This window comes from Rickettsia finnyi (assembly GCF_049668125.1).
GTDB classification, from domain to species: Bacteria; Pseudomonadota; Alphaproteobacteria; order Rickettsiales; family Rickettsiaceae; genus Rickettsia; species Rickettsia kotlanii.
The window spans coordinates 1,221,046-1,243,807 of record NZ_CP187160.1 but is presented as its reverse complement, the minus strand read 5'-3'; the positions used below and the strand labels follow the sequence as shown (position 1 = coordinate 1,243,807).

The following is a 22,762-nucleotide window of genomic DNA, read 5'->3' as shown; positions in this document are numbered from 1 at the left end:
AGAATTTTTGAGCTTTAAATCAAGCTATATTTAATAATCCGTGCTTTAGCTTATATAATTTATCCATTTTATGTGCTAACTCATGGTTATGTGTTACCATAATAACTGTGGTATTTTGTTCTCTTGCTACTTTTAAAAATAAATTAAATACTTCATTTGTAGTTTTGGGATCTAAATTACCTGTCGGTTCATCTGCTAAAATAATTTTCGGCTTATTAATTAAGCTCCGAGCTATAGCGATCCGTTGTTGTTCTCCTCCCGATAATTCTCCGGGCATATTATAGAGTTTTTCCCCAAGTCCTAAATCATCTAATATCTTTATTGCATCTTCTATTGCTTCTTTTTGATCAAGACCACTAATAAGCCTTGGCATAATAACATTTTCAAGAGCAGTAAAATCTTTAAGTAAGTGATGTTGTTGATAGATAAAACCTAAATAATGAAGACGAATGAGATGATATTTTTGATACTTGCTATTTGGTATGATGACTTGACCGTTTGTAGGTTTATCAAGCAAGCCGGCAATATGTAGTAAAGTTGATTTGCCGCTACCTGAAGAACCTATTATAGCGATTAATTCACCTTCATTAACCGTTAGATTAAGATCATCTAGTACTCTAACAATAATTTTGCCTTGGCTGTAATGTTTTGAGATATTTTTTAAAATGAGGACTGTATTATTCATATCTTAGGGCATCCACGGGATTTAATTTTGAGGCTCTATAAGAAGGATAAATTGTTGCAAGAAAACACAATATTATAGATAAAGAGGTAATTAAAATAATATCCTCAGCTCTTACTTTTGAAGGTAAACTATAAAGAAAATAAATAGCTGCCTCGAAAATTTTAGTACCGGTTATACGCTCCAAATAATTCTTGATAGTTTGAATATTATAAGAAAAGGTAACACCAAGGATTACACCTAGTGTTGTGCCAAGTAATCCTATAAACATTCCGTTATAGATAAAAATAAGCATTATTTGCTTAGTGCTTGCTCCCATAGTTCTAAGAATTGCAATATCTGAAGTTTTATCTTTAACAAGCATAAATAAGCTTGAAATAATATTAAATGCGGCAACTGTAATAATTAAAGATAGAATAGTAAACATAGCCGTACGCTCAACAGCAAGAGCACTTAAAAATTGTGAATTTAAGGTTTGCCAATTAAATACATATAGGGTTGGACCTAATAGGGATTGTATTTTATATGAATATGCGAGAGCTTTATCAGGATCTAGACTATTAATTTCGATTAAATTAATATCGTTGCCGAGAGATAAGAAATTTTGTGCTGCGGTAAGCGGCATTAATATCGTTGTCAAATCATAATCATACATACCGCTATTGAAAATTGCTATAACTTTAAATTCTTTTGATCTTGGTATACTGCCAAAGGTGGTAGAAACTGAATTCGGTGAAATTAATCTAATCTTATCCCCAACGGTTACGCCTAAATTGCTTGCTAATTGTTCTCCGAGTGCTATTACGTTTTTGCCATGAAAATTATCAAAACTACCAAAATTTACATTTTTAAAGATTTCGTTTCTTACACTTAGATCCTTTAATTTCATACCTTTAATAAGCACACCGCTATTATTACTTTTACCAAGAGCCAAAGCTTGACCGTGAGCAATGAATGTGACATGCTTTACATAATCTTGTTTTAGGAGTTTGGCTTTAATCTCTTCATAGTGATCAATACTACCACCTTGCCGATTTATCACTATATCCCCATTTAAGCCGATAATATTTTTAGTAAGCTCTATATGAAAACCGTTCATAACGGACATGACTACTATCAATGCTGCAACGCCGATCATTACGCCTACTAAAGAAAAGGCAGAAATAATAGAAACAAACTTTTCGTTTTTCTTAGCTCTAAAATATCTGAAAGCTATCTTGAAGATAAAATTGTTATTGATCATTTATTTATTTTTTCTTACATCCGTTTCTAGGTTATTCCTGCGTGAATCAGCTTTTTTGTCATTGCGAGCAGCCAGCCGTAGTAGGCTGCGTGGCAATCTTATGAAATAATGACAAATTCCTGAGAGTGCTTCGTCAAAACTTACAGTTTTCCCTCGCAATGATGACACAATTGATGACAAAAGACATCTACACGTTACTAGAAATCTCAAAGACTTTATCGTACTTAAATAATTTAGGTAATGTTACTAACCCAAATAGCGTAACACTGGATATAGTAATGCCAAGAGGAGTAAAAGTACCGTTATATAAAAATCCTACTAATTGCAGCCCAAATGCCGTTAAAATCAATCTAGCCGCAGTGAAAATAGCCGTCATACGAGCTTTACCGTCCGGAATAGCTTCTAAAAGCAAGGGCCATAATATGTTAATCGGATATATCACGCCAAGAGATAATAATAAAGTAACTATTGTTATGGTTAAAGGATTATTAATATTATATACAACTAATATGCTATTTCCTAGTAGAAATAGTATTATAAATATAACTCCAAAATAGAAGCAATTTTTAATACCGAATTTTTTAAAGCAATAACCGCTTGAAAAGCTCATAATTGAGAATAGAGCTGCCATTGCTCCTTGATAAAGTCCGAAATATTCTAAAGTTACACCTAAATCTTGCATATATAAAATAGGAGCAATCCCAATAAATATCCAATATCCTTGTGTAAGAAATATCATTGTAAGTATATAATATATAGCTTTTGGCGATTTGAAGATAGGTATATATTCTTTTAAAGCAATACGTATTTTTTTATTAACTTCTCTTTTTGGCATAAATAATATACCAAGAATTAGGCTGATCAAACCTACTATAAGCAACAAAACGAAATTGCCACGCCAGCCCCAAAATAAATTGACGTAGCTACCTATAACCGGTGCTATTGCCATAGAAAGGGCAATAGTGCCGTTTAAAATGCCCATGAATTTTTGCTGTTCTTGTACCGAATAAATATCGGCAAGAACAACATATACTAGCACTGCAACCGATGATATCCCGCATCCTTGCAAAAATCTTCCAAATAATATAGTTGCATAATTATTTGCAAATACACAAAATAAACTACCAAGATTAAAAATCAGTAAACCAAGTATAATAATCGGTCTGCGTCCGTACCTATCTCCTAAATTACCGACTATAAGCGAAGTAATACAATAAGCAGTGAGATTAATACCAAGTAGTAACTCTGTCATACAAGTTGAAAGGTTGAATGTATCTTGTATTTCAGGAAAACTTGGAACGAATAAATCTATTTCCGCTCCAGCGAGTATTTCCATGATGATTACGGTAATAATTAATTTCATAAGTAATTGTTAGTTTGAGGTTATTTTAGCAAAGTATTATTGAATCCGAAAGTCTGCGCGATGTCATCCCTGTGAGGCATTGTTGCATAGATACCAAGTCGTCATTGCGAGCGAACGTTAGTGAGCATGGCCATCGCAGGAATTCTTCCCAAGATTGCTTCATCAATTTACTATTGTAAATTTTCTCACAATGATGGAAAAACCGATCCACACAACAACATTTTTGCGGGAATGACATAAATAAGGACGCAGGAATGGTAGCAAATTATAGCTTACAATAATTAGTGTATTATTTAATAGAAAGAATCAATGAATATTTATGCTCGTCTAGCAATTTTTATTTACCAGGAGTATATACATGACACGATAACAGGAAGACTGAAAGGAAGTGCAAGCAGAAACTTTTAGTGATATATGTTAAGAATAATGATTCCTAATATGTGGGATTATTAACAAAATAAATTTTAAAACCAATTAAATTTATTTTTACTGCAAATTATAAGGCTTTTTTGAAATAGGATTAACTATTCCTTCAAAAATCTTATTAATTTTCACTAAAAATTCTTTTTAATTATCAATTAAAATTATTTTGTTAACAGTCCCCTATCAATTTTAAAAATTAATTAAAATATTACTGATTAATTCCTAAAGCTTGTTTTTGAGTATCGGTAGTATTCTCCATTACCCACTTTTGGACATCAGGACTTAACATATTATACTGATCTGCTGTTAAACTAGCAACCCAAGCTTGTTGATCGTCAGTACTCATAGCTTGTATTTGGGTTGTTGTAACTGAAGCTGGGGCAGGCATTTGCATTGATGAAGCAAATACTGAGTTTGCGAAAGCTAGAATTAATAAAATCTTTAATAAATTTTTCATTTTGTAAACCTTTTTTGTTTTATAATTACGATTATAACAAAGCCACGGCAGCTTTCAAGCTAAATTATATTAAACATTTAAATTTTTTATACTAAGGAACTTTTATTGTAACAAATATATCAATTATATACTTTATTGTCATTCCCGCGAAAGCGTGAATCCAGTAAAAAGCGTTCAGTATCATACCGTGGCTTGACCACGGGATCTTGTGTCACAGATTATGTCCTAAGATACCAAGCTCAAGTCGTGGTATAACATTAAAGTTGACTGGATTCCTGCTTTCGCAGGAATGACATACCCCTTTATATTGTTAACTGCTCTCTGCAAATATTTTGATAAATTTCTGAGTTTTTAGATAAATCATTATGTGATCCTTCAGCGACTACTCCTCCTTTATCTATTACTAAAATATAATCAGCTGATTCTATACTACTAATTCGATGGGCAATTGATATAATAATGTTCCCTTTCATTATTTTTTTTATAGACTCTAGTAATTTTTGTTCGCTCATCGTATCTAAAGCACTCATTGCCTCATCAAGAAGCAAAATTTGCGGCATGCGTAGTAATGCTCTAGCAATAGCTATTCTTTGTTTCTGTCCTCCTGATAATCTAACCCCTCTTGCACCGATTTTAGCATTTATACCGTCATGAAGTTTAGCAGCAAATTCTTCTATTCCTGTAATTTTTATTATCTCATTTATTTCGTCGTCGCTTGCTTCATTATTACCGAATATAATATTTGATTTTATAGTACCGGAAAAAATGCTAGCCTCTTGAGGAACATAGGCAATTAATTTACGAATTTCAGCAGGATTTAAAAGAGTTATATCTTGATTGTTAATAAGGATAGTGCCGTTTTCTTGTCGGTAAAAACGCAGCAGTAACTGTATCACAGTACTTTTCCCTGCACCTGATCTACCTACAATACCAAGAAACTTATTGGCATTTATCTTCAAAGACATATTATTAATAATCCTTAAATTAGGTCTTGAATGATAGGTAAAATTGACATTTTTGAATTCTATCGAGATTGGATCGGAATTATTTAATGCTAAATAATTATTATGTACTATAGGTGTCTTATCTATAATTGTAATTATTCTCTCAAGGGCTGTAACAGGTAAATGCATTTCGCTTAGTAGCTCAACAATACCGCCATAGCTAACTCCGGCGATAATCGCATAATAAATAAACGAGATAATTTGTCCCGCAGATAAATGACCTTTCACTATATCTGAAGCTCCGATCCAAACGACTAAAGTAATCGCAAGCAATATAACGGCTATTGAAATCGCAAAGAATAAAGCACGAATTTTTAAACGGGTTTTGCAGTATATTAAATAGTTTTGTAATTTAATGTCAAAATCGGCAATTTTGTTTATTTGATGGTTAAAAGCATAAATAGCTCTAATATTATTAAAAGTTTCATCAATATCTGATGCTAAAAGTGACTTAGATTCTAGAGCTTTTTTAGATAAAACCTTAACATGCTTGCCGAATTTAATTAAAGGAATTAATAAGATAGGAATGGTAATAATTACTATAGAAGCGAGTTTAAAGCTTTCAAAAAACATTAATGTAATGCCGCCAATTAGCATCACCGAATTGCGAATAAAAAAAGATAAGAAATTAACGATGAGAGTAGATATTTGATCTATATCATTTGTTAGGCGTGAAATTATATCGCCGATTTTTAGTTCTTCAAACTCTTCAATTTCATAATTAATTAAATTACTATAAGCTTCTTTTCTTATTTGATTAACTACCTTTTCAGCAACATTATTGATAAAATATGAACGAAAAAAACTAGCAATACTCAAGATGATAATTAATAAACAAATATATAATATAGATTTATCAACCGATAAAATATGGTCTTTGCTCAAGCCTTTATCAACTAAATTTCTAAAAATACTACCGATTAGTAATAATGAAGCTGATACGCTAAGTAAAGAGATCATAACGATGATCAAATCTTTTTTATAGAGCCTTAGATATTTAGCTAATCTATATAAAAGTTTGATATCCATAAGAAAAAAATGTCATTGTGAGCGACTGTAGGCGTTGTTGCATGGATGTCAAATCGTCATTGCGAGGAGCGAAGCGACGTGGCAATCCAGAAAAATAATAAAAAAGTATTAATTTTAGCATTTTTTTACTGGATTGCTTCGTCAATTACTTTGTAATGTTCTTCGTAATGATGATTTGGTAACCACACAACAATTCCAAAATATGGGGCGAGTGACGGGATTCGAACCCGTGACCCTCAGAACCACAACCTGATGCTCTAACCAACTGAGCTACACCCGCCATAAATTAACAACGTAAATTTAGATTATCAGAAGGAGTTAGTCAAGAATATTTGTTGTATTAACATATATTATTTGACTTATATATTATAACTATATATAGTTACAACATGAATCAGTATATAAAACTTATAAATAAAGCTAAACAAAATCCTCAAGGATTAAGTTTCTCTAATTCGTACTTTAATGACTAAGTGCGGTTGGGTTAAAGATAGGCAAAAAGGTAGCCATCAGATTTGGTACTCGCCCAAAGGAAATAGGCTATCTATTCACACTTTTGGAAATATGGCACAAGAATATCAAGTTCGACAATTTTTAAACTTTGCAAAAGGAAATGAAGATGAAAACAAATGATACATTTGACGGGTTTACTATAGAACTTTTTAAAGATACGGATGGAGATTGGCTAGCAAGATTTGAAGAGCTACCGAATGTGTCAGCTTTTGGCAATTCGCCTGAAAAAGCACTGCAAGAATTACAACAAGCTTGGACTTTAATGAAAGAAAGTTATATAAGTCATAATCAATCTATTCCCTTGGCTCCGTCTAGGAAAGAGTATAGCGGACAGTTTAATGTTAGAGTAGATAAACGTGTGCATCGAGCTTTAGTGCTTGAAGCACTTAGAGCAAAAATTAGTTTAAATGCTTTAGTATCTCAAAAATTAACTTTATCGGTAAAACAATGAAAAAAAAAGCAGTTATTTTATTAAGCGGTGGACCTGATTCTACTACGGTTCTTGAGATAGTTAGCAAAATGGATTATGACATTTATGCTCTAAGTTTTAATTATCATAGACGCAATAGTCCGGAAGTCCAAAAAATCCAAGGATTAATTAAAGATTATAATGTAAAACAACATAGGGTTATTAATATTGATTTGCAGTCATTTATCGGTTCTGCATTGACTGATGATAATATAGATGTACCAAAATTTAAAAACACAGATCAATTACCAAGTGACATACCGGTTACTTATGTACCGGCACGTAATACAATATTTTTAAGCTACGCACTAGGAGTTGCTGAGGTTATAGGAGCTAGAGATATTTTTATTGGGGTACACACTAATGATTATACTAACTATCCTGATTGTCGTCCTGAATATATAAAATCTTTTGAAGCAATGGCAAATTTAGCAACTAGGGTAGGAGTAAATGGAGAAAACATTACTATTCATGCTCCTTTAATAAATATGACCAAAGAGCAAATAATTAAAAAAGGGCTTGAGCTTGGAGTAGATTATAGTAAAACAATATCATGTTATGATCCAACAGAAGACGGTTTATCTTGTGGTCAATGTCTATCATGCATTGCACGACTTGATGCTTTTAAAAAGAATAATGTACAAGACCCGATTAAGTATGTATAATTATAGATATATACTCATAAGTAAAATTAATAATAAAATAATATGAAGTAAATTTGTATACAAGGTGGAAACCATTTCTCACCTTGTATACTCATTATTTAAAAATCTTCTGTATAATATGAATATGCAATATTTATATTATAAAGAAAAATAGTTAGTATATATGATAAATAGAGGACATTTATATGCCCCTTTTCCTGTGCTTGATTTAAACGATATAGTTTTACGAGAGTTAGTCGCGGAGGATGCACAAGATTATTTTAATTATATGAGTAAGCCAGAAATGGCTATTTATATAACTGATAGCAATAGGCCTAAAGACGTAAAAGAAGCCGGAGAGGAAATACGTTATTGGTCTAGTTTATATAAAAATCATAGCAGTTTTTATTGGGGGATTGCCATTAAAGACGATAATAAATTAATAGGTACTGCCGGTTTTAATATAATAAACCTAGAACATCATAGAGCAGAAATAAGTTATGATCTAGATCCTAATTTTTGGGGTCAAGGTATGATGTTAAAATCTATAAAGAATATTTTAAAATTTGCTGATTATATTGGTATTATAAGAATACAAGCAACAGTAATTACTGATAATTTTCGTTCGATTAATCTTCTTGAGAGATGCGGTTTTGCTAGAGAAGGAATTCTTAAAAAATACGAAATAGTTGCAAATGAGCATAAAGATTATTATATGTACGCAAGAGTACTATAGTAAGAATTGTTAAAATAAACATAAAAAAGAAAGTTAATGGTAGTAGAAGCTGATAAAAAAGCATTGATTTGTTCGTTTTGTAGTAAAAAACAACATGAAGTAAAAAAACTGATAGCAGGGCCTGCAGTATTTATTTGTGATGAATGTATAGATTTATGTACAGATATTATGAAAGAAGAAAGTAAAGTTGCTTTAAAGCAAATTACTTCTTCAATTCCAACGCCACAAAAAATATGTGGAATTCTAAATGATTATGTAGTTGGGCAAGATCAAGCGAAAAAGATTTTAGCAGTAGCGGTTTATAACCATTATAAGAGGCTTGAATATGTACAATCTGGCAATAATGACGTTGAGCTTAATAAGTCGAATATCTTACTGATCGGTCCTACCGGTTCAGGAAAAACTTTACTTGCTCAAACGCTTGCTAAAATTTTAGACGTACCTTTTACTATGGCGGATGCTACTTCTTTAACAGAAGCCGGGTATGTCGGTGAAGATGTTGAGAATATATTACTACGTTTATTGATAGCAGCTGAGTTTAATATAGCAAAAGCACAAAAAGGTATAATTTATATTGACGAGGTTGATAAAATTGCCCGTAAATCGGAGAATCCTTCTATTACACGGGATGTATCAGGTGAAGGAGTACAGCAGGCATTACTTAAAATTATGGAAGGAACAGTTGCTTCCGTGCCTCCTCAAGGTGGTAGGAAACACCCACAACAAGATTTCGTACAGTTAGATACTTCAAATATCTTATTTATTTGCGGTGGTGCTTTTATGGGGATTGATAGCATTATAACCTCAAGAACTAATCATAGTTCTATAGGCTTTGCAGCTAACGTAAATATAGATAAAGAGAAAAATAATAGTGAGATTCTTAAATCCCTAGAGATTGAGGATTTAACTAAATTCGGCTTAATTCCTGAATTTATCGGTAGATTACCCATCGTTACTACTTTAGATGAGTTAGACAAAGAAGCTTTAATTACAATTTTAACTAAGCCTAAGAACGCCATAGTAAAGCAATATCAGAAACAATTTGAGCTTGATGATGCTGAGCTTGTAATTGATGATTCAGCCTTAGAAGCTATTGCCGAAAAAGCTCTAGCTAAAAAGACGGGAGCAAGAGGACTTCGTGCAATACTTGAGCATCTTTTGCTTGATAGTATGTATAAAGTTGCCGAGCTAAAAAAACAGCGTGTTACTATTACAAAAGAGGTAGTTAACGGCTTAGTCGAACCGATAATGACCTCTCTCATTTCTACAAAATCAAACAAAAAACAACCGATTATTGAAGATATACCGGCGTAAATATTATGTCTTCTCTATGTCATTCCCGCACAAGCGGGAATCCAGAAAAATAACTTTAATATTAATGTAAGAAGTTACACATGTGATAAAGTAAACATATACAACACAAGTTTTTTATATGTCCCGCCTACGCGGGAATGACATAAACGAGCCTGCAACAAGACCTACGACTGCTCGCAATGATGGGTTTGGTATCCACACAACAACGCCGGCTTGACCACGGGACAATACTAATTTAGTATAACATTTATCCTAAACTAGTATTATAGCGGTTTAAATACCATGAAGAAAAAAATAATACTCAAATTGATAAATGCCGGCCAGCCTAGGTAGAACCATAATTTAAATAATTTATAATATTTTTCTGGTAGGGGAATTTGCTGTTTTAATGCTTCAAGTGCCATATTTCGTAGTTGAATTTGAATCCATACCACCGGAAACCAACAACTACCGGAGATTATGTATCCGATATAAGTTAAGATAAGACATAAATCAGAATAATTATAGCAAGCATATTTACTAATATTATGCCGCTAACCGGTTGAATTATCACAGTTGGAGTAGTAAAAAGAAGATCAGCTATAATTGTAGTGCGAGCTGCATATGCCGTTGCATTCAAATCACCGGTTTTATTTGCTCACCACATAAAAAACAGTACCAATTCCAGTACCAAATAAAATGGTAGAGCTAATAATATGAATAGTTTTTATAAAAAGATAATCCATTATTTATCTCGTTCTATTGTCATGAATACTAAAGTTAAGTAATATTATTGGAATATTTTTAAATATCGGCCCAAGCAGATCTAGCCACAATATTGGCTTAAGATATGTTAATAGTAGAGTATAAGCGAGTATTAATAAAATTTGTAAACTACATATCCTATTTATTTTATTTTTGATAATTAGTAGAATTCCAAGAATAATATCTGTAAAGCAGCTTCCATATAATATGTAAGGTGCTATTTGTTTATCAAATCCTAGTGATATTATCATTTGCATACTATACTAGTATCATAAACAAAAATGCTTGAAATAATTCTTGTCATTATCCAAAATAGTCCTAAGACAATTTTTATTATAGGTTTTAAAAAATAAAGCCTAGCGTGCGTGCCATAGTGCCATATGGATTATACGGTTAAAGGTTCAGTTGCAAAACCTTGTCGCAAGTTTCTAGGGATTATAGAAGTAAAATCGATAAAATCTTTTTTATCAGCAATATTAGGTTGAAGTAACATATTATACGCAGTAGAATTAATGGGTCCTATTTTTAGACAATCCCCTAATTTAGCTGCTATTTTAATGAATATTAAAGGAATTTTTATTAGTTTTCTAGGATTGACTCTAAGTCATCTTCTAAATTTAAGCAAAATATCCTTCATGGTCACGATGTCTGGTCCAACTATTTTTAATAATGTGTGGATTTTTCCTTCCCTTTCTATACAGTGAATAATTACTTTCGTTAAATCGTCAATATGAATAGGTTGAAATTGTTGTAACCCATCACCTATTAAAGGAATAAAATATGGTAATGTTACAAGAGCCCTAAATAGCGAGGTACCACCATAACAACCGCTTGCGTAAACAAAAGACGGTTGTAAAATTATCCAGTCTATATTTTCTAATTTTTGTAAATATTCTTCAGCTGCTTTTTTAGTTAAAGCATAAGCAGTGTTTTTTTCATCATCTATTCCAAGAGCTGAAATATGAATAATTCTTTGTACGTTAGTAAGGGTGCAAGCCTTAAATAGAGCCTTTGGACCATTGACATGAACATTGTCAATATTATTAGCATGACTAGATGTTAATACACCTGATACATTAATAACTATATCTATGTTGTTTAATCTATTTATCCAGCTTTGTGGTGTTAGGTCTATATTAAAATCACAGTATATCACTTCTGCAGTAGGGAATTTTTCCTGGTCGATTCAACATCTCTAACACAGCATATTACTTTATAATTATTCTTTAATAATTATAGCTGTAATATATGATCCAATAAAGCCGTTAGCTCCTGTTACTAATATTCTCATTATAATATAAACGATTCAGGTACTGACATTTTTTATATCATTAATCAGATCCTGTTGTAAATAGAAGATAAAAAAGGATATGTTATGTCCACAACTATTGTTTTTTGGTTAAAAACTTTTATAACCCAATCCTCTTCTTTCTTATCATAAACTGGGGTTGCTCGTGTGTGACTTTAATATTATCTCATAATAAAATAATTAAAGATTATAAATGATTATATATAAAAGATTTGAATATTAAGAGATGTTTATATTTTTTAATATTTATTTAATTAAAATTATGAGTAATAAATTAGAAGTAATAATACAATATTATAATGATATATCAAATTTAGGCGTAAGATTATGGAAAACTGCTACAGTACTTGCTAGTTTTAATTTAGGTGAGCTATGGGAAATATGGTTCTGTGATAGAAATTTTAAAGATCTACCGACACTAGATCAAAGTTTGATTTATACTCAATATTTAGAAACAATGTTAAGTAAAGTAGCTGCTACCGGAAAGTATCAAGATAATAATGTTGATCATTCTCAATGGAGCAATTGTTTTGAAGAGCTAAATAATCGAGATCATTTTTTATGTATAAAGCTACAGAAGTTAATAGGAGTAGAAAACAAGAATATCATTGATGCTATGCTAGATGATATAGGGGATATAAATTCATTAGAGTGTAGTTACCCTAGTTACTAAAGTCCAAGTGTTTTTAAAAAATAATTTCAATCTGAATACTTGATTAAATCAGCCAAAGAAATCGATGCTATGGCATATTCTCTGACGAGAGAGTATTTTTTATATCGCTATATAGCTAAAGCAATATTACTTACAAACACTTTAAATGCACCGTCCTCTTATGAAACGAGTTTAATATAGTAAAAAAAGCTCATTTAAATTTTGCAAATTATCTTAATTCATTAGAGCAAAGTCTTACTAGAATAGAAAAAGCTAGTGATAAGTATAATGAAGATCACAAAATTGCTTCTTGGTTAACTGAAAAATCAGCTTTAGTTAGTAATAATTCAGGTAAAATAGCAATTACTTATGTTTCTCTTATAGTGGGTGTAATTGCTTTACGTTCTGTAGTAATCGACGAAAAGGATCCTTGGTATGAATTATGCGCTTTACCGACAACTAGCCTTGCAATGCTAAAAATTTTATTATCTTTCCCGGTACGGTCTTATCAAATAGACAAACTAAAGAGATGAATAATAATGTGTTTCAAGCATTAGAAAATAACAATGACAATGCTGAAGATGTTAAATTTTTATTTGATCACATTCCAAGCTTTGCTAATGATGCCGTAAATACAACTGCGATTTGTTTTAGATATGCTGCTAATTTAGGGTTGCAGCCTATTGATTTATTAAATAATGATACTATTAATCGTATAATTGTATATACGGGCTTTACGATGGTATACAGTTGCAGGAGTAGTAGAAAGTAAAGTTACAAATTTTATGCAAAATAAATTAATTAAATTTTTGCATGATAAAATTGTACCGGCTTTAATTGAGCATAAGAAATGTACAGCTGAAGAAATTAAACCATATTTTCAGTTACTATATAAACATTCCAAAACAGATAGGAATACGCAAATAAAACTTCAGGCAATATATAATAAACTTACCAATCAAGATATAGATTTTAACAATATTGAATCAGATATTAGTATCTATCATGGATGGAAGAATACTGTTATGTGTTCGGCAATAGCCACACTGATTTTGGATTATATCTGTTTTTATTTTTGTAATCCAGCATTAGAATTTTATGAAGATCCAATGTTTTATGCATCAACTTCTGTTAAATTCAGCGTCTTGCTTCTTTATTAGTATCAACATATTATGGCAATAAAGTTATAGAAAATATCACCAGCGAAAAATTAACTAATGATATGTTTTTTCAAAAGTTTTACTATAATGATGCAGCAAGATTGACCGTAGTGATAGTACCTTTAATACTGTTTGAGTCTATTAAAGATTTAAAATTCTTAAGTTTTGCAACTTTAATAGATGTTTTAACAACTGCTATATCGGATTTCAATGTCGGTAAGGCAATTATTAGTGCAGGCAAGAATATTGCCGAGCAAACCGCTATTACCCTTACTTGGCTTAATAAGGTCGCCTCAGGCACAAACGATGATACAGGTATTGATATTGATCCTACAGAAGAAGTACCATGTTTAGGTTTTGTGGACACTGCTAATTGATTTGCTATTTTGCAGCAAAAAATAGCCAAAATTAAATCTTTTTACACAAAACCTAGATTAAGGCTGTAAAATTTATGTTATTTAATGTGCTCTGTCCATTTTAAATATAATTGAATCTTCAGAATTAAGTGTTGCATGTATTAAAAAAGGTGAGGTGACATAGGACTGCACTGTAAAGTAAAATTTTTGCTATATTCAAGAAGTTTTTGAGCAGCTTTTAAGTGTATCAAATAGCCTGTAGTTGTATTAAAGTAACCACCATGACCTATCTTCTTAAATACGGATTATTGTAAATATTATAAAATATTTTGTTTTTAGAATGTGACAAAGACAAATAAATTAAATCCCAGTCGGTAGGTAAATGCTTAAGTATTGTTAAAAATTTATTACGGAAATCGTCATTTAGTATAGCAAGTAACAATATGGCTATACAAATTATGGAAAGTTTTTTTTAACATTTAAATTACCTATTACAAGAAAAATTTGTTTATAATTTTTCTGCTATTTGTGGTGGATTTGCTGCTTCTACTTCGATAATCTCAGATTTAGAAGAAACGATTTGATAACGCTCTAAGGTAGCCGGCATGGCTTTATTCCCTGAATCAATACCGAGTTTTTGAATATTCTTTACTCTTGACATAAAATTACGATTAAACGAGGCGGCAAATTTATCGTAATTAGTAACCATATTATGCAGGTTATTACCGATCTTTTGAGAATAATCTGCCATAGTACCGATGGAGCTTAATAGCTTTCTCACTTCTTCAATGATTACCTTATAATTTTCTGAGCGGCGATGATCGGTAATTTGAAATTTTGCAAATGATAGCATATTCATAAGTCCGCTAGGTCCTACCGGAAAGATATGACAACCCCAAGCTTTTTGTAAAAATTCAGGGTCGGCTGCAATAACTTTCTCAACCGCTTGTTCAGTCGGCAAAAACATTAAAGTAATAACATTGTTAAAGCTCTGATCCTTTTTGTTTAGATTAGTTAAAATATTTGCAGCATAGTCTTTATTCGCCAAAGATTTTAAATGGTAATTCATAGTTTTATTAAGACTCATGTTATTATCTTGCTCATCTACAAGAAACTTTGAAGCTTTAGAATCAATAACCATTAAATTACCGGAAGGAAGAAAAATGAGCGCATCAGGTCTTAGCTTTCCGCTATCTGGTGTAATTAGACCGTATTGCATAATGAAATCTAAATTAGGACGTAAGCCTGAAGATTTTAAGATATTCTCAAGGGTAATCTCAGCAAGTAGCCCCGCCCCGATCGGAGAAAGCAGAGACTGTTTTATCAAATCAACCGTACCTTTTGATTGCTCTATATCTTTATTTAATGCTCCCACCATCGTAATTAACCGCTCAAACTCACTATTAAATTTTCCTGAAGCAGTAGCGATATTTTTCTCGGCTAGCTCTCTTGCCGCCGTGTTTTCCATTTTATGTATCGCTATTAATTGCTTAGACAAATCTTGACCTAAATCAAATAACGCAGCTTTAGCCGATGAAAATGACTCTTCTCTTATTTTTTCTGAATCCTTAATAGTCTGTTCTTGATATTCTATTTTACACTTCAATTGCTCAATTGTCTGTAAATATCCTATCTTTTCTTGATTTAATAATTGGTTGTTATTGCTAATTTCTAGATTCTGCTCTGATAAAAATTGTAGCTGTGCCCTTAAGGTTTGAGTTTTTACATAAAACCAAATTATTAGCGCTAATAAAATAAGTAGCGTAGTTATAATAGTTGGTAATAAATAAGGCATAGAATGAAGCAAAGTTTAATGTTAAATAATACTAAAGTACCGCATAATTTGCACTAATTATTTTGGCATGGCCTAGAAAAGGTTGATATAGTCATTGCGAGTTACTACAGGTGTTGTTGCATGGCTCGTTTTATGTCATGCCTGCGCAGGTCTTGTTGTGTGGACCGAAAAACCCGTTTGGTGTTATGTCATGGTTTGACGATATCCAAAAAAATAACTTAAAATACTAAAATTTTAATGTTTTAAACTGGATCCCGCGATCAAGTCGCGGGATGACAATTAGGAAACTGGTACATGCAACAAAGCATTCCCGCTTGCGTGGGAATGACATCAGCAGGCTAAACTATAAAACAACTTTTTCTAGGCAATGCTCAATTTCAATACTACAAGTAAGACTATTTCGATATTAGCCTATAATATTTTTATAAACTTATAGAAATATTATAATGGATAGGTTATATAAAAAGCAAGTCTAACAAATTACGGTAAGCTTGTATTTATAAGCGGAGCAAGGCAAGTAGGAAAAACTACTAATTAAGCCTAATCCTAATTCAATTTATCTAAATTGGGATTATCTAGAAGATAGAAATAAAATCTTAAACAAACACACCAAACTTTTTAAAAATCTACTTTCTACTATATCCGATAAGAAACCGTGCTTAATATTAGATGAAATTCACAAATATAAAGATTGGAAAAATCTTGTAAAAGGATTTTATGATAAATTCGGAGAAAATATTGAATTTATTATAACAGTTAGTGCCAAATTAAATATATATAAAAAAGGCGGCGATAGCCTAATGGGACGTTATATAAGTTTAACTGTGCATCCGTGTTATCGGTATCTGAAATAGCTAAAAATTTTGATAATGACATTGATGATATAAAAAGCCTAAAAAATATTCCGGCAAATATAATTAATATTAAACCTATAATATTTTTAAAGAATAATATTGACTTTAATTTTATCATCTTGCGTCTCAAATTGTATTTCTTCTGCCGATGTGACGTTTTTTAAATCTTCTGCTAATTCTGCAGATAATACTATGCCGCTAACTTCAAGCAATTTTATTGGGGCTTTTATAGATAGATTCTTCTCAGCTTTGAATTTTCTGACGATATCTAGTATTTCAAGCAGCCCTTCTGCTCCTTTTGCATCGATTTCATAATTTAAGTCACTATAATTAACCCAGCTACCTTTAACATGAATAGAATTTTCACTATATAATATTTGGTATAATTCTTCGGTAATATGCGGCATGAAAGGTGCAAATAGTTTCAGTAACGTTTGCATAACATGATATAAAGTTAATATGCTACTATATTGTCCTTGTGGATTTTTGTTGTCCTCATCATAGCTTCTTGTTTTGCTTATTTCTAAATAATTATCACAAAATACCACCCAAAAGAATTTTTCCGTCAGATGCATAGCATTTGCATATTCGTAGTTTTGTAACTCATTTGTAGCTAGCTTAACTAATTCCACTAGCTTATTAACCATCCATTTATCAAACTCGTTAGTGATTTTTTCTTTAATATCGAGTAAACTCGCTTTTTTATCTTCACCTTTCAGTTTATCAAAATGTATAAAAACAAATTTAGCGGCATTCCATAGCTTGTTAACAAGCCTTTTGCCGTTTTTCATAACGTCTTCAGAATAGGCGGTATCAGCACCTAGCTTTGAATTTGCCGACCAATAACGTATCGCGTCGGAACCATATTGTTCTAGCAGTTTTTCAGGAACTAAAACATTGCCCTTAGATTTTGACATTTTACTTCGATCTTCAGCTAAACACCAACCGCTTACCATGATGTTTTTCCACGGCAAAGTATTTTGGTGTAAATGAGCTTTTAAAATAGTATAGAACGCCCAAGTTCTGATAATTTCATGTGCTTGAGGTCTTAAATCCATCGGAAATAATTTATCGTGCCTATCTTTATTAACAGCGGAATCGTCAGAAATCCCATGAGTAGAAAGTTGAGGCGAAACGGAACTTGTTGCCCAAGTATCCATTACGTCATAATCAGGTTCTACTTCCTCTTTACTATAACCCATAGGTAAATCTTTTAATGGGTCGATAGGCAGCTGCGTAACATCGGCATATAAGATTTTTCCTTCCTCACCTACTCTTTTAGAGTACCAAACAGGGAAAGGCACACCAAAATAACGCTGCCTACTTATACACCAATCCCAACTAATGGCATTAATCCAATTCTCTAAACGAATCTTCATATTTTTAGGATGCCAATTTAACTCATTCGCTCTTTTAAGCAATTCTTCTTTATGTGATATAGTTTTAACGAACCATTGTGGTACAGTTAGTATCTCAAGAGGAGCACCTGACCTCTCGGCACATTTAACGGTATGAGTGATGTCTTCTTGTTTAATAAGCAACTCTTGTTCTTTTAAAATATCTATTATTTTTGTTCGAGCTTCTTTAATTTTCAATCCATCTATAGAAGTTTCATGTTGGAAGTCTATTGTACCTTTTTTAGTGATAATAGTTTTTAACGGTAGATTATGCGTCTTCCACCAAGTAATATCCGTTTGATCACCAAACGTACAGCACATTACCAGCCCCGTACCTTTATCTTGTTGTACTAAAGGGTCAGCAAGCAGTGGAACTCGCTCATTAAAAAGTGGGGTTATAGCTGATTTACCTGCTAGATGCTTATAGCGTCCATCGTCAGGGTGATAAAATACGGCTACGCAAGCCGGTAATAACTCAGGTCTGGTAGTGGCTATAGTAAGCGGGTCTCCTTGCTCGGTTTTAAACGTAATATAATTCATGAAAGAGGTTTTTTCCTTATCCTCAATATCGGCTTGGGCAAGAGCTGTACCATCTACCGGATCCCATAAAATCGGTTGATTAGCACGATAAATTTCCTCTTTTTGTACTAAATCAAGAAAAGACATTTGTGATATTTTTCGTGATAACGGACTAATAGTTTGGTACTCTAAACTCCAATCAACCGATAAAGCTATTTGGTTAAATAGACTTCTAAACTTTTCTTCTTCACTTTCTACTACCTCTTCGCAAATTTTTATAAATTCAGATCGATCCATATTATAAGCTTTGATCTGTTTCTGCTTTTCAACAAGTCTCTCGGTCGGTAGCCCGTTATCGTCAAAACCCATAGGATAAAAGATATTTTTACCCATCATACGCTGAAAACGTACAATAAAGTCGGTTTGCGTATAGCTATAAACATGACCGATATGTAACTGCCCTGAAATTGTCGGAGGCGGAGTATCGATTACATAGGTTTCTTCTTTTGTAACGTTTGGATTATAAGCATAAATTTGTTTCTCTTGCCAAATTTGCTGCCACTTTTTTTCCTTTTCAGTAAAATTATAATTTTTTGGAAATTCTTTCATAGATTTTGTAGTTGATTCAAGAATATTATTATAAAGGTTATATGTGATTATGACAATAGATGCTTTTCTTTGGAAGGATATGGATATTTAGGATTTGTGCAAGTGGTGCTTGCATGATTAATTACTTATTTACAATTGAGCGAACAAAAGTTTCTTGAAGACCTGTCATTTTGGCAATAACAGGAATTTTAAAGTCCTGACTGAATATTTCCTTCGCAATTACTGCCTTATTATGTTCGCCCTCAGCTTTGCCTATCTCAATACCCTGCACCTTTCCTTCATCTCTATATGTATCAGCGATAGTTTTTATAATAGTATCCTTATCTTGCGGTAATAGATGTGTATCCAATACTTCTACTAATTCCGGTTGTTTTTGTTTTAATAATTTTGCGTTAGTATACCATAAGAACGATCTTAGGTAAATATAACCTTTTTCTTTATCCAATATTATAATATGCTTAAACTCTGTTAAAAACTTCTCCCATAGTTTTATCATATCCTGTATATGGATATGCTGCATCATATATTCTAGCATACCTAAATGTTTTTTCTTGACACACTATCGGTAAATAAACTCCACAGATTTCTTGGAGCATTATAAATTTCTTTACCGTTGTAAATAACTAAATTATAAACTAGCGGCAATTTATCCTTTCTTTGCTTATGTCTTTCACATAATAGTGTATATTTCCATAACCGCAAAGCCGTCCAATAATCAATTGTTGATTGGGCCTCTACTAATAAACAAATGCTTCTTCTTTATTATTGGTGCTAATTTTATATGTTATATTACTATATTTCTTATTTAAAGATTCCTCAATGTAGCTTTCCTGTTCTACCGTTATTTTTGATAAACCTACTAAACTCTTAAAATCATCGGGTAGATAATATTCCAAAAATTCTTGTGCTGCTACTGGGTTGTTCATTATGATTTTTACTAATGAATCATGTTTTAATTTTTTAGCCATAAAAATCTAGTAGCTTTATTTCGTGGCGTATTTTATTTTAAATTATCTATAATATCCATATTTATTTAAATTTAAAGTTCAATATGCTAATTCTAGACAAACTTTTACTTACTTTAAAATTAATGCGTGCAGATAAGCTGGTAGCTTATTTTCTGGTTTTTTTCCCTGCTTTATTTGGGTTACTGCTTGCAAACCCTTCAAGAACGGAGTTAATACATTTATTACCGTTATTTATTTTAGGTAGTATAACAGCTAGAAGTAGCGGGTGTATTATTAACGATATATTTGATAGAAAATTTGATAAGCATGTCGCAAGGACTAAAGAGCGACCTTTAGCTAGCAAGGCTTTATCTGTTTCTTATGCTATTTTGATACTCTTTATTCTTAGCGTTATCTCACTTTGTATTTTGCTACTTTTAAACAAAACAGCCATATATACAGGTTTTTTTGCGGTAATAATGATTAGCCTATACCCGTTAATGAAACGTATTACTTATTTCCCGCAAATCTTTTTGGGATTTACCTTTAAGCTAGGGGCCTTAATAGCTTATGCGGCAGTTCAGGATACACTTGATATAGCAGCGATTATTATGTATTTAGCATGCTGTTTTTGGGCCATCGGTTATGATACGATTTACGGATATATGGATATAAAAGATGATAAGAAAATAGGAGTGAAATCGTTAAGTATATATTTAGAGAACAAGCATTCTAAGTTTTGGCTTTATATATGTTATATAGGTTTTATATTGTTATTTATTCTAGCAACAAAAATGGCTAACCATAATATCGACTATTTACCTATTTTAGCTGCTTTAATTTTACTGATATTGCAAGTAGCAACTCTTGATATTGAAAATCCTGCCAATTGTATGACAAGATTCAGAGCTAATAATTATATCGGATTAGTTTTGAGTATGGTGTTTTATTAAATTCTTTTCCTAATAACAGTCTTGTTAGGGATTAGATAATGTCCTTGATGTCATCCCTGCAAAAGCAGGAATCCATAAAAATAACATTAATATTGCTGTAAGTATTACATTTCTAGTAAAAAACATATAAGAATTTAATTTTTATATGTTTTACTGGATTCCTGTTTTCGTAGGAATGACATTGCCCTGTGCAACAACTCCTCTAACAGCCAATAAAGTTACCATCGATATTGCGGTTATATAAACCGCAATTGATAAAGAGTTGCCGGTTACATACCATAGCATTAGGCAGATTGACGGAGTAAGACGTCCGATTAATGAAGCACCTATACTACTGCCGATACCGACTAACATATATTTATCGGCAGTTTTAAATACATCATTTAGCCAGCAGTTCAAAGGTGCCAAGAATCCGACACCGAGTATTATAATCCAAATACGTACAAAATTAACATACCATATAGATGCATTATTCAAGTAGAGCCATAAAGGAATTATGCTTAAACTCATTAAAATAAGAGTACCGTTTAGTATTTTAAGGTAATGTAGCTTTTTTGTTAGATGCCCTATTATCGGAATCATAATCATATCAAAAATCAGCAACTCAGTATCAAATTTCATCATTATTTCGAGTGATATATCAGTGATAAGCGGAATAAAACTATTCATAAAGACGAAAGGCACTATATAAGTCATATATGAGAAACCTATGACAAAACTAATGCGTAAGATACTTAGTTTACAGTTCCAAATTGTAGTTAAGTCTTGTAATAGTGATGATACTACGTCATTGCGAGGAGAGGACCCAGGTGTCATACTGTGGGATGACAATGAGGGCTTTACTACAATATCCTCGCACTTTCTTAAAAAATAACCTATCAATGCTGTAAGCCCACCAAATATGAAACATAAACGCCAATATGTATTATACTCTACATTTAAAACTATAGTACTGAGAAATGAAGCAAGAATAATACCGACCATAGTAGATGTTTGATAAAGGTAAGAAGCTTTAAACGCTTTTTTTTCTTCTTTATTCTCTACAATAAATAATTTAGCAATGGCACATTCACCCTCGGAATATACTCCTTGCAACGTTCTAAGCAACACTAATAATAGCGGTGCAAGCCAGCCTATTTGAGCATATGAAGGTATTAAACCGATTAGGCTAGTTGTTAAAGCAACGCCGATTAAAGAGTGAGATAAAGCAAAAACACTGCCGTATTTTTTAGCAATTACGCCAAACAAATAAGAGCCTATGGGACGTGTAAATAAAGACGCAGCAAGAACACTATAGGTAAGTATTAAAGCAACGACTTTATCATGATTCGGAAAAAAAATACCAGCAAGTAGCGGAGCAAGAAACCCATAAAGTGCAGTATCGAAATGATCCATTGCATTACCGATTAGGATCGAAAAATCTCTTTTACTTAATGAATTATTCATATATTAATAATTTAAAATTTATAATGGATTATATTCAATGAATTTGGAACATTGGTGACAATGTCTTTGTAAGTCCTCGGATGCTGAACGTTTAATATACGCTCCGCTCCTCGGCTTACAGACCGATTACTCTTCCCCAAGTTG

24 protein-coding genes, 1 tRNA gene and 2 pseudogenes are annotated in these 22,762 nt (G+C 32.0%); 11 read left to right on the top strand and 16 right to left on the bottom strand.

The annotated features are described in order from the left end of the window. Positions 1-19: 19 nt before the first annotated feature. From ACPKKV_RS07010 to ACPKKV_RS06985, 6 genes are all read right to left on the bottom strand, one after another. Entirely contained in the window at positions 20-685 is a 666-nt protein-coding gene (locus ACPKKV_RS07010; protein WP_392505528.1) for an ABC transporter ATP-binding protein, read from the bottom strand. Then, positions 678-1,925 carry a lipoprotein-releasing ABC transporter permease subunit gene (locus ACPKKV_RS07005; protein ID WP_392505527.1) on the bottom strand — a complete coding sequence of 416 codons (1,248 nt, stop codon included), beginning with the start codon at positions 1,923-1,925 and terminating at the stop codon, positions 678-680. Before ACPKKV_RS07005 ends, ACPKKV_RS07010 begins: the two co-directional genes overlap by 8 nt. A gap of 187 nt (positions 1,926-2,112) precedes the next feature. Then, positions 2,113-3,288: a multidrug effflux MFS transporter gene (locus tag ACPKKV_RS07000; protein WP_392505526.1), complete on the bottom strand. Its 1,176-nt coding sequence runs from the start codon at positions 3,286-3,288 to the stop codon at positions 2,113-2,115. Positions 3,289-3,919: 631 nt separating this feature from the next. Beyond that, positions 3,920-4,168, bottom strand: coding sequence for a DUF2673 domain-containing protein (locus ACPKKV_RS06995; protein WP_014014694.1), 249 nt, complete (start codon positions 4,166-4,168; stop codon positions 3,920-3,922). 302 nt (positions 4,169-4,470) lie between these two features. Further along, entirely contained in the window at positions 4,471-6,201 is a 1,731-nt protein-coding gene (locus ACPKKV_RS06990; RefSeq protein ID WP_392505524.1) for an ABC transporter ATP-binding protein, read from the bottom strand. 203 nt (positions 6,202-6,404) lie between these two features. Further along, positions 6,405-6,481 (bottom strand) — tRNA-His (locus tag ACPKKV_RS06985). A 185-nt stretch (positions 6,482-6,666) separates the two neighbouring features. Here ACPKKV_RS06985 and ACPKKV_RS06980 point away from each other — a divergent pair. The 5 genes from ACPKKV_RS06980 (at position 6,667) to clpX (ending at position 9,877) form a co-directional block, all read left to right on the top strand. Then, positions 6,667-6,834: a type II toxin-antitoxin system HicA family toxin gene (locus tag ACPKKV_RS06980; protein ID WP_392505523.1), complete on the top strand. Its 168-nt coding sequence runs from the start codon at positions 6,667-6,669 to the stop codon at positions 6,832-6,834. Next, on the top strand, positions 6,821-7,165 hold the full coding sequence (locus ACPKKV_RS06975) for a type II toxin-antitoxin system HicB family antitoxin (RefSeq protein WP_012151206.1): 345 nt from the start codon (positions 6,821-6,823) through the stop codon (positions 7,163-7,165). The genes ACPKKV_RS06980 and ACPKKV_RS06975 overlap by 14 nt, the downstream gene beginning before the upstream one ends. Then, positions 7,162-7,848 carry a 7-cyano-7-deazaguanine synthase QueC gene (gene queC / locus ACPKKV_RS06970; RefSeq protein WP_392505522.1) on the top strand — a complete coding sequence of 229 codons (687 nt, stop codon included), beginning with the start codon at positions 7,162-7,164 and terminating at the stop codon, positions 7,846-7,848. The genes ACPKKV_RS06975 and queC overlap by 4 nt, the downstream gene beginning before the upstream one ends. 163 nt (positions 7,849-8,011) lie before the next feature. Beyond that, positions 8,012-8,563, top strand: a complete 552-nt coding sequence (locus tag ACPKKV_RS06965; protein WP_392505520.1) for a GNAT family N-acetyltransferase — start codon at positions 8,012-8,014, stop codon at positions 8,561-8,563. 36 nt (positions 8,564-8,599) lie between these two features. After that, positions 8,600-9,877 (top strand): ATP-dependent Clp protease ATP-binding subunit ClpX, encoded by a 1,278-nt coding sequence (gene clpX / locus ACPKKV_RS06960; RefSeq protein WP_392505519.1) that lies wholly within the window; start codon positions 8,600-8,602, stop codon positions 9,875-9,877. Between the two features lie 263 nt (positions 9,878-10,140). On the opposite strand, the gene ACPKKV_RS06955 is transcribed toward clpX, so the two are convergent. The 5 genes from ACPKKV_RS06955 to ACPKKV_RS06935 all read right to left on the bottom strand — a co-directional run bounded on the left by ACPKKV_RS06955 (position 10,141) and on the right by ACPKKV_RS06935 (position 11,777). After that, positions 10,141-10,311 (bottom strand): DUF2269 family protein, encoded by a 171-nt coding sequence (locus tag ACPKKV_RS06955; protein WP_392505517.1) that lies wholly within the window; start codon positions 10,309-10,311, stop codon positions 10,141-10,143. A gap of 41 nt (positions 10,312-10,352) precedes the next feature. Further along, positions 10,353-10,496, bottom strand: coding sequence for a DUF2269 family protein (locus ACPKKV_RS06950; RefSeq protein WP_392505516.1), 144 nt, complete (start codon positions 10,494-10,496; stop codon positions 10,353-10,355). A gap of 10 nt (positions 10,497-10,506) precedes the next feature. Continuing rightward, complete coding sequence (locus ACPKKV_RS06945) at positions 10,507-10,602, bottom strand: DUF2269 family protein (protein WP_392505515.1); 96 nt, start codon at positions 10,600-10,602, stop codon at positions 10,507-10,509. A gap of 3 nt (positions 10,603-10,605) precedes the next feature. After that, positions 10,606-10,872 (bottom strand): DoxX-like family protein, encoded by a 267-nt coding sequence (locus tag ACPKKV_RS06940; RefSeq protein WP_392505514.1) that lies wholly within the window; start codon positions 10,870-10,872, stop codon positions 10,606-10,608. 353 nt (positions 10,873-11,225) lie between these two features. Next, positions 11,226-11,777: an NAD(P)H-binding protein gene (locus ACPKKV_RS06935; RefSeq protein ID WP_392505513.1), complete on the bottom strand. Its 552-nt coding sequence runs from the start codon at positions 11,775-11,777 to the stop codon at positions 11,226-11,228. Between the two features lie 415 nt (positions 11,778-12,192). Here ACPKKV_RS06935 and ACPKKV_RS06930 point away from each other — a divergent pair, with 415 nt between their 5' ends. From ACPKKV_RS06930 to ACPKKV_RS06915, 4 genes are all read left to right on the top strand, one after another. Next, on the top strand, positions 12,193-12,603 hold the full coding sequence (locus ACPKKV_RS06930) for a hypothetical protein (RefSeq protein ID WP_392505512.1): 411 nt from the start codon (positions 12,193-12,195) through the stop codon (positions 12,601-12,603). Between the two features lie 520 nt (positions 12,604-13,123). Next, positions 13,124-13,354 carry a hypothetical protein gene (locus ACPKKV_RS06925; RefSeq protein WP_424492218.1) on the top strand — a complete coding sequence of 77 codons (231 nt, stop codon included), beginning with the start codon at positions 13,124-13,126 and terminating at the stop codon, positions 13,352-13,354. Positions 13,355-13,367: 13 nt separating this feature from the next. Continuing rightward, the gene (locus ACPKKV_RS06920; RefSeq protein ID WP_392505509.1) at positions 13,368-13,742 is read left to right on the top strand and encodes a hypothetical protein; all 375 of its coding nucleotides are present in this window, start codon (positions 13,368-13,370) and stop codon (positions 13,740-13,742) included. Positions 13,743-13,804: 62 nt separating this feature from the next. Beyond that, complete coding sequence (locus tag ACPKKV_RS06915; RefSeq protein WP_392505508.1) at positions 13,805-14,119, top strand: hypothetical protein; 315 nt, start codon at positions 13,805-13,807, stop codon at positions 14,117-14,119. Positions 14,120-14,606: 487 nt separating this feature from the next. On the opposite strand, the gene ACPKKV_RS06910 is transcribed toward ACPKKV_RS06915, so the two are convergent. Further along, the gene (locus ACPKKV_RS06910) at positions 14,607-15,893 is read right to left on the bottom strand and encodes a DNA recombination protein RmuC (protein ID WP_392505507.1); all 1,287 of its coding nucleotides are present in this window, start codon (positions 15,891-15,893) and stop codon (positions 14,607-14,609) included. Between the two features lie 533 nt (positions 15,894-16,426). Here ACPKKV_RS06910 and ACPKKV_RS06905 point away from each other — a divergent pair. Then, complete coding sequence (locus ACPKKV_RS06905; RefSeq protein ID WP_392506889.1) at positions 16,427-16,747, top strand: ATP-binding protein; 321 nt, start codon at positions 16,427-16,429, stop codon at positions 16,745-16,747. 28 nt (positions 16,748-16,775) lie between these two features. Here ACPKKV_RS06905 and ACPKKV_RS06900 read toward each other — a convergent pair. The 3 genes and pseudogenes from ACPKKV_RS06900 to ACPKKV_RS06890 all read right to left on the bottom strand — a co-directional run. Then, positions 16,776-16,865: pseudogene (locus ACPKKV_RS06900) on the bottom strand (LicD family protein); the annotation flags it as partial. Continuing rightward, entirely contained in the window at positions 16,834-19,272 is a 2,439-nt protein-coding gene (locus tag ACPKKV_RS06895) for a valine--tRNA ligase (RefSeq protein WP_392505506.1), read from the bottom strand. The pseudogene ACPKKV_RS06900 and the gene ACPKKV_RS06895, both read right to left, overlap by 32 nt. A 121-nt stretch (positions 19,273-19,393) precedes the next feature. After that, positions 19,394-20,240 (bottom strand): annotated as a pseudogene (locus ACPKKV_RS06890) (Rpn family recombination-promoting nuclease/putative transposase). A gap of 83 nt (positions 20,241-20,323) precedes the next feature. Here ACPKKV_RS06890 and ubiA point away from each other — a divergent pair. Further along, the gene (gene ubiA, locus ACPKKV_RS06885; RefSeq protein ID WP_392505505.1) at positions 20,324-21,172 is read left to right on the top strand and encodes a 4-hydroxybenzoate octaprenyltransferase; all 849 of its coding nucleotides are present in this window, start codon (positions 20,324-20,326) and stop codon (positions 21,170-21,172) included. A gap of 150 nt (positions 21,173-21,322) precedes the next feature. Here ubiA and ACPKKV_RS06880 read toward each other — a convergent pair whose 3' ends face one another. Then, complete coding sequence (locus tag ACPKKV_RS06880; protein WP_392505504.1) at positions 21,323-22,618, bottom strand: MFS transporter; 1,296 nt, start codon at positions 22,616-22,618, stop codon at positions 21,323-21,325. Between the last annotated feature and the right edge of the window lie 144 nt (positions 22,619-22,762).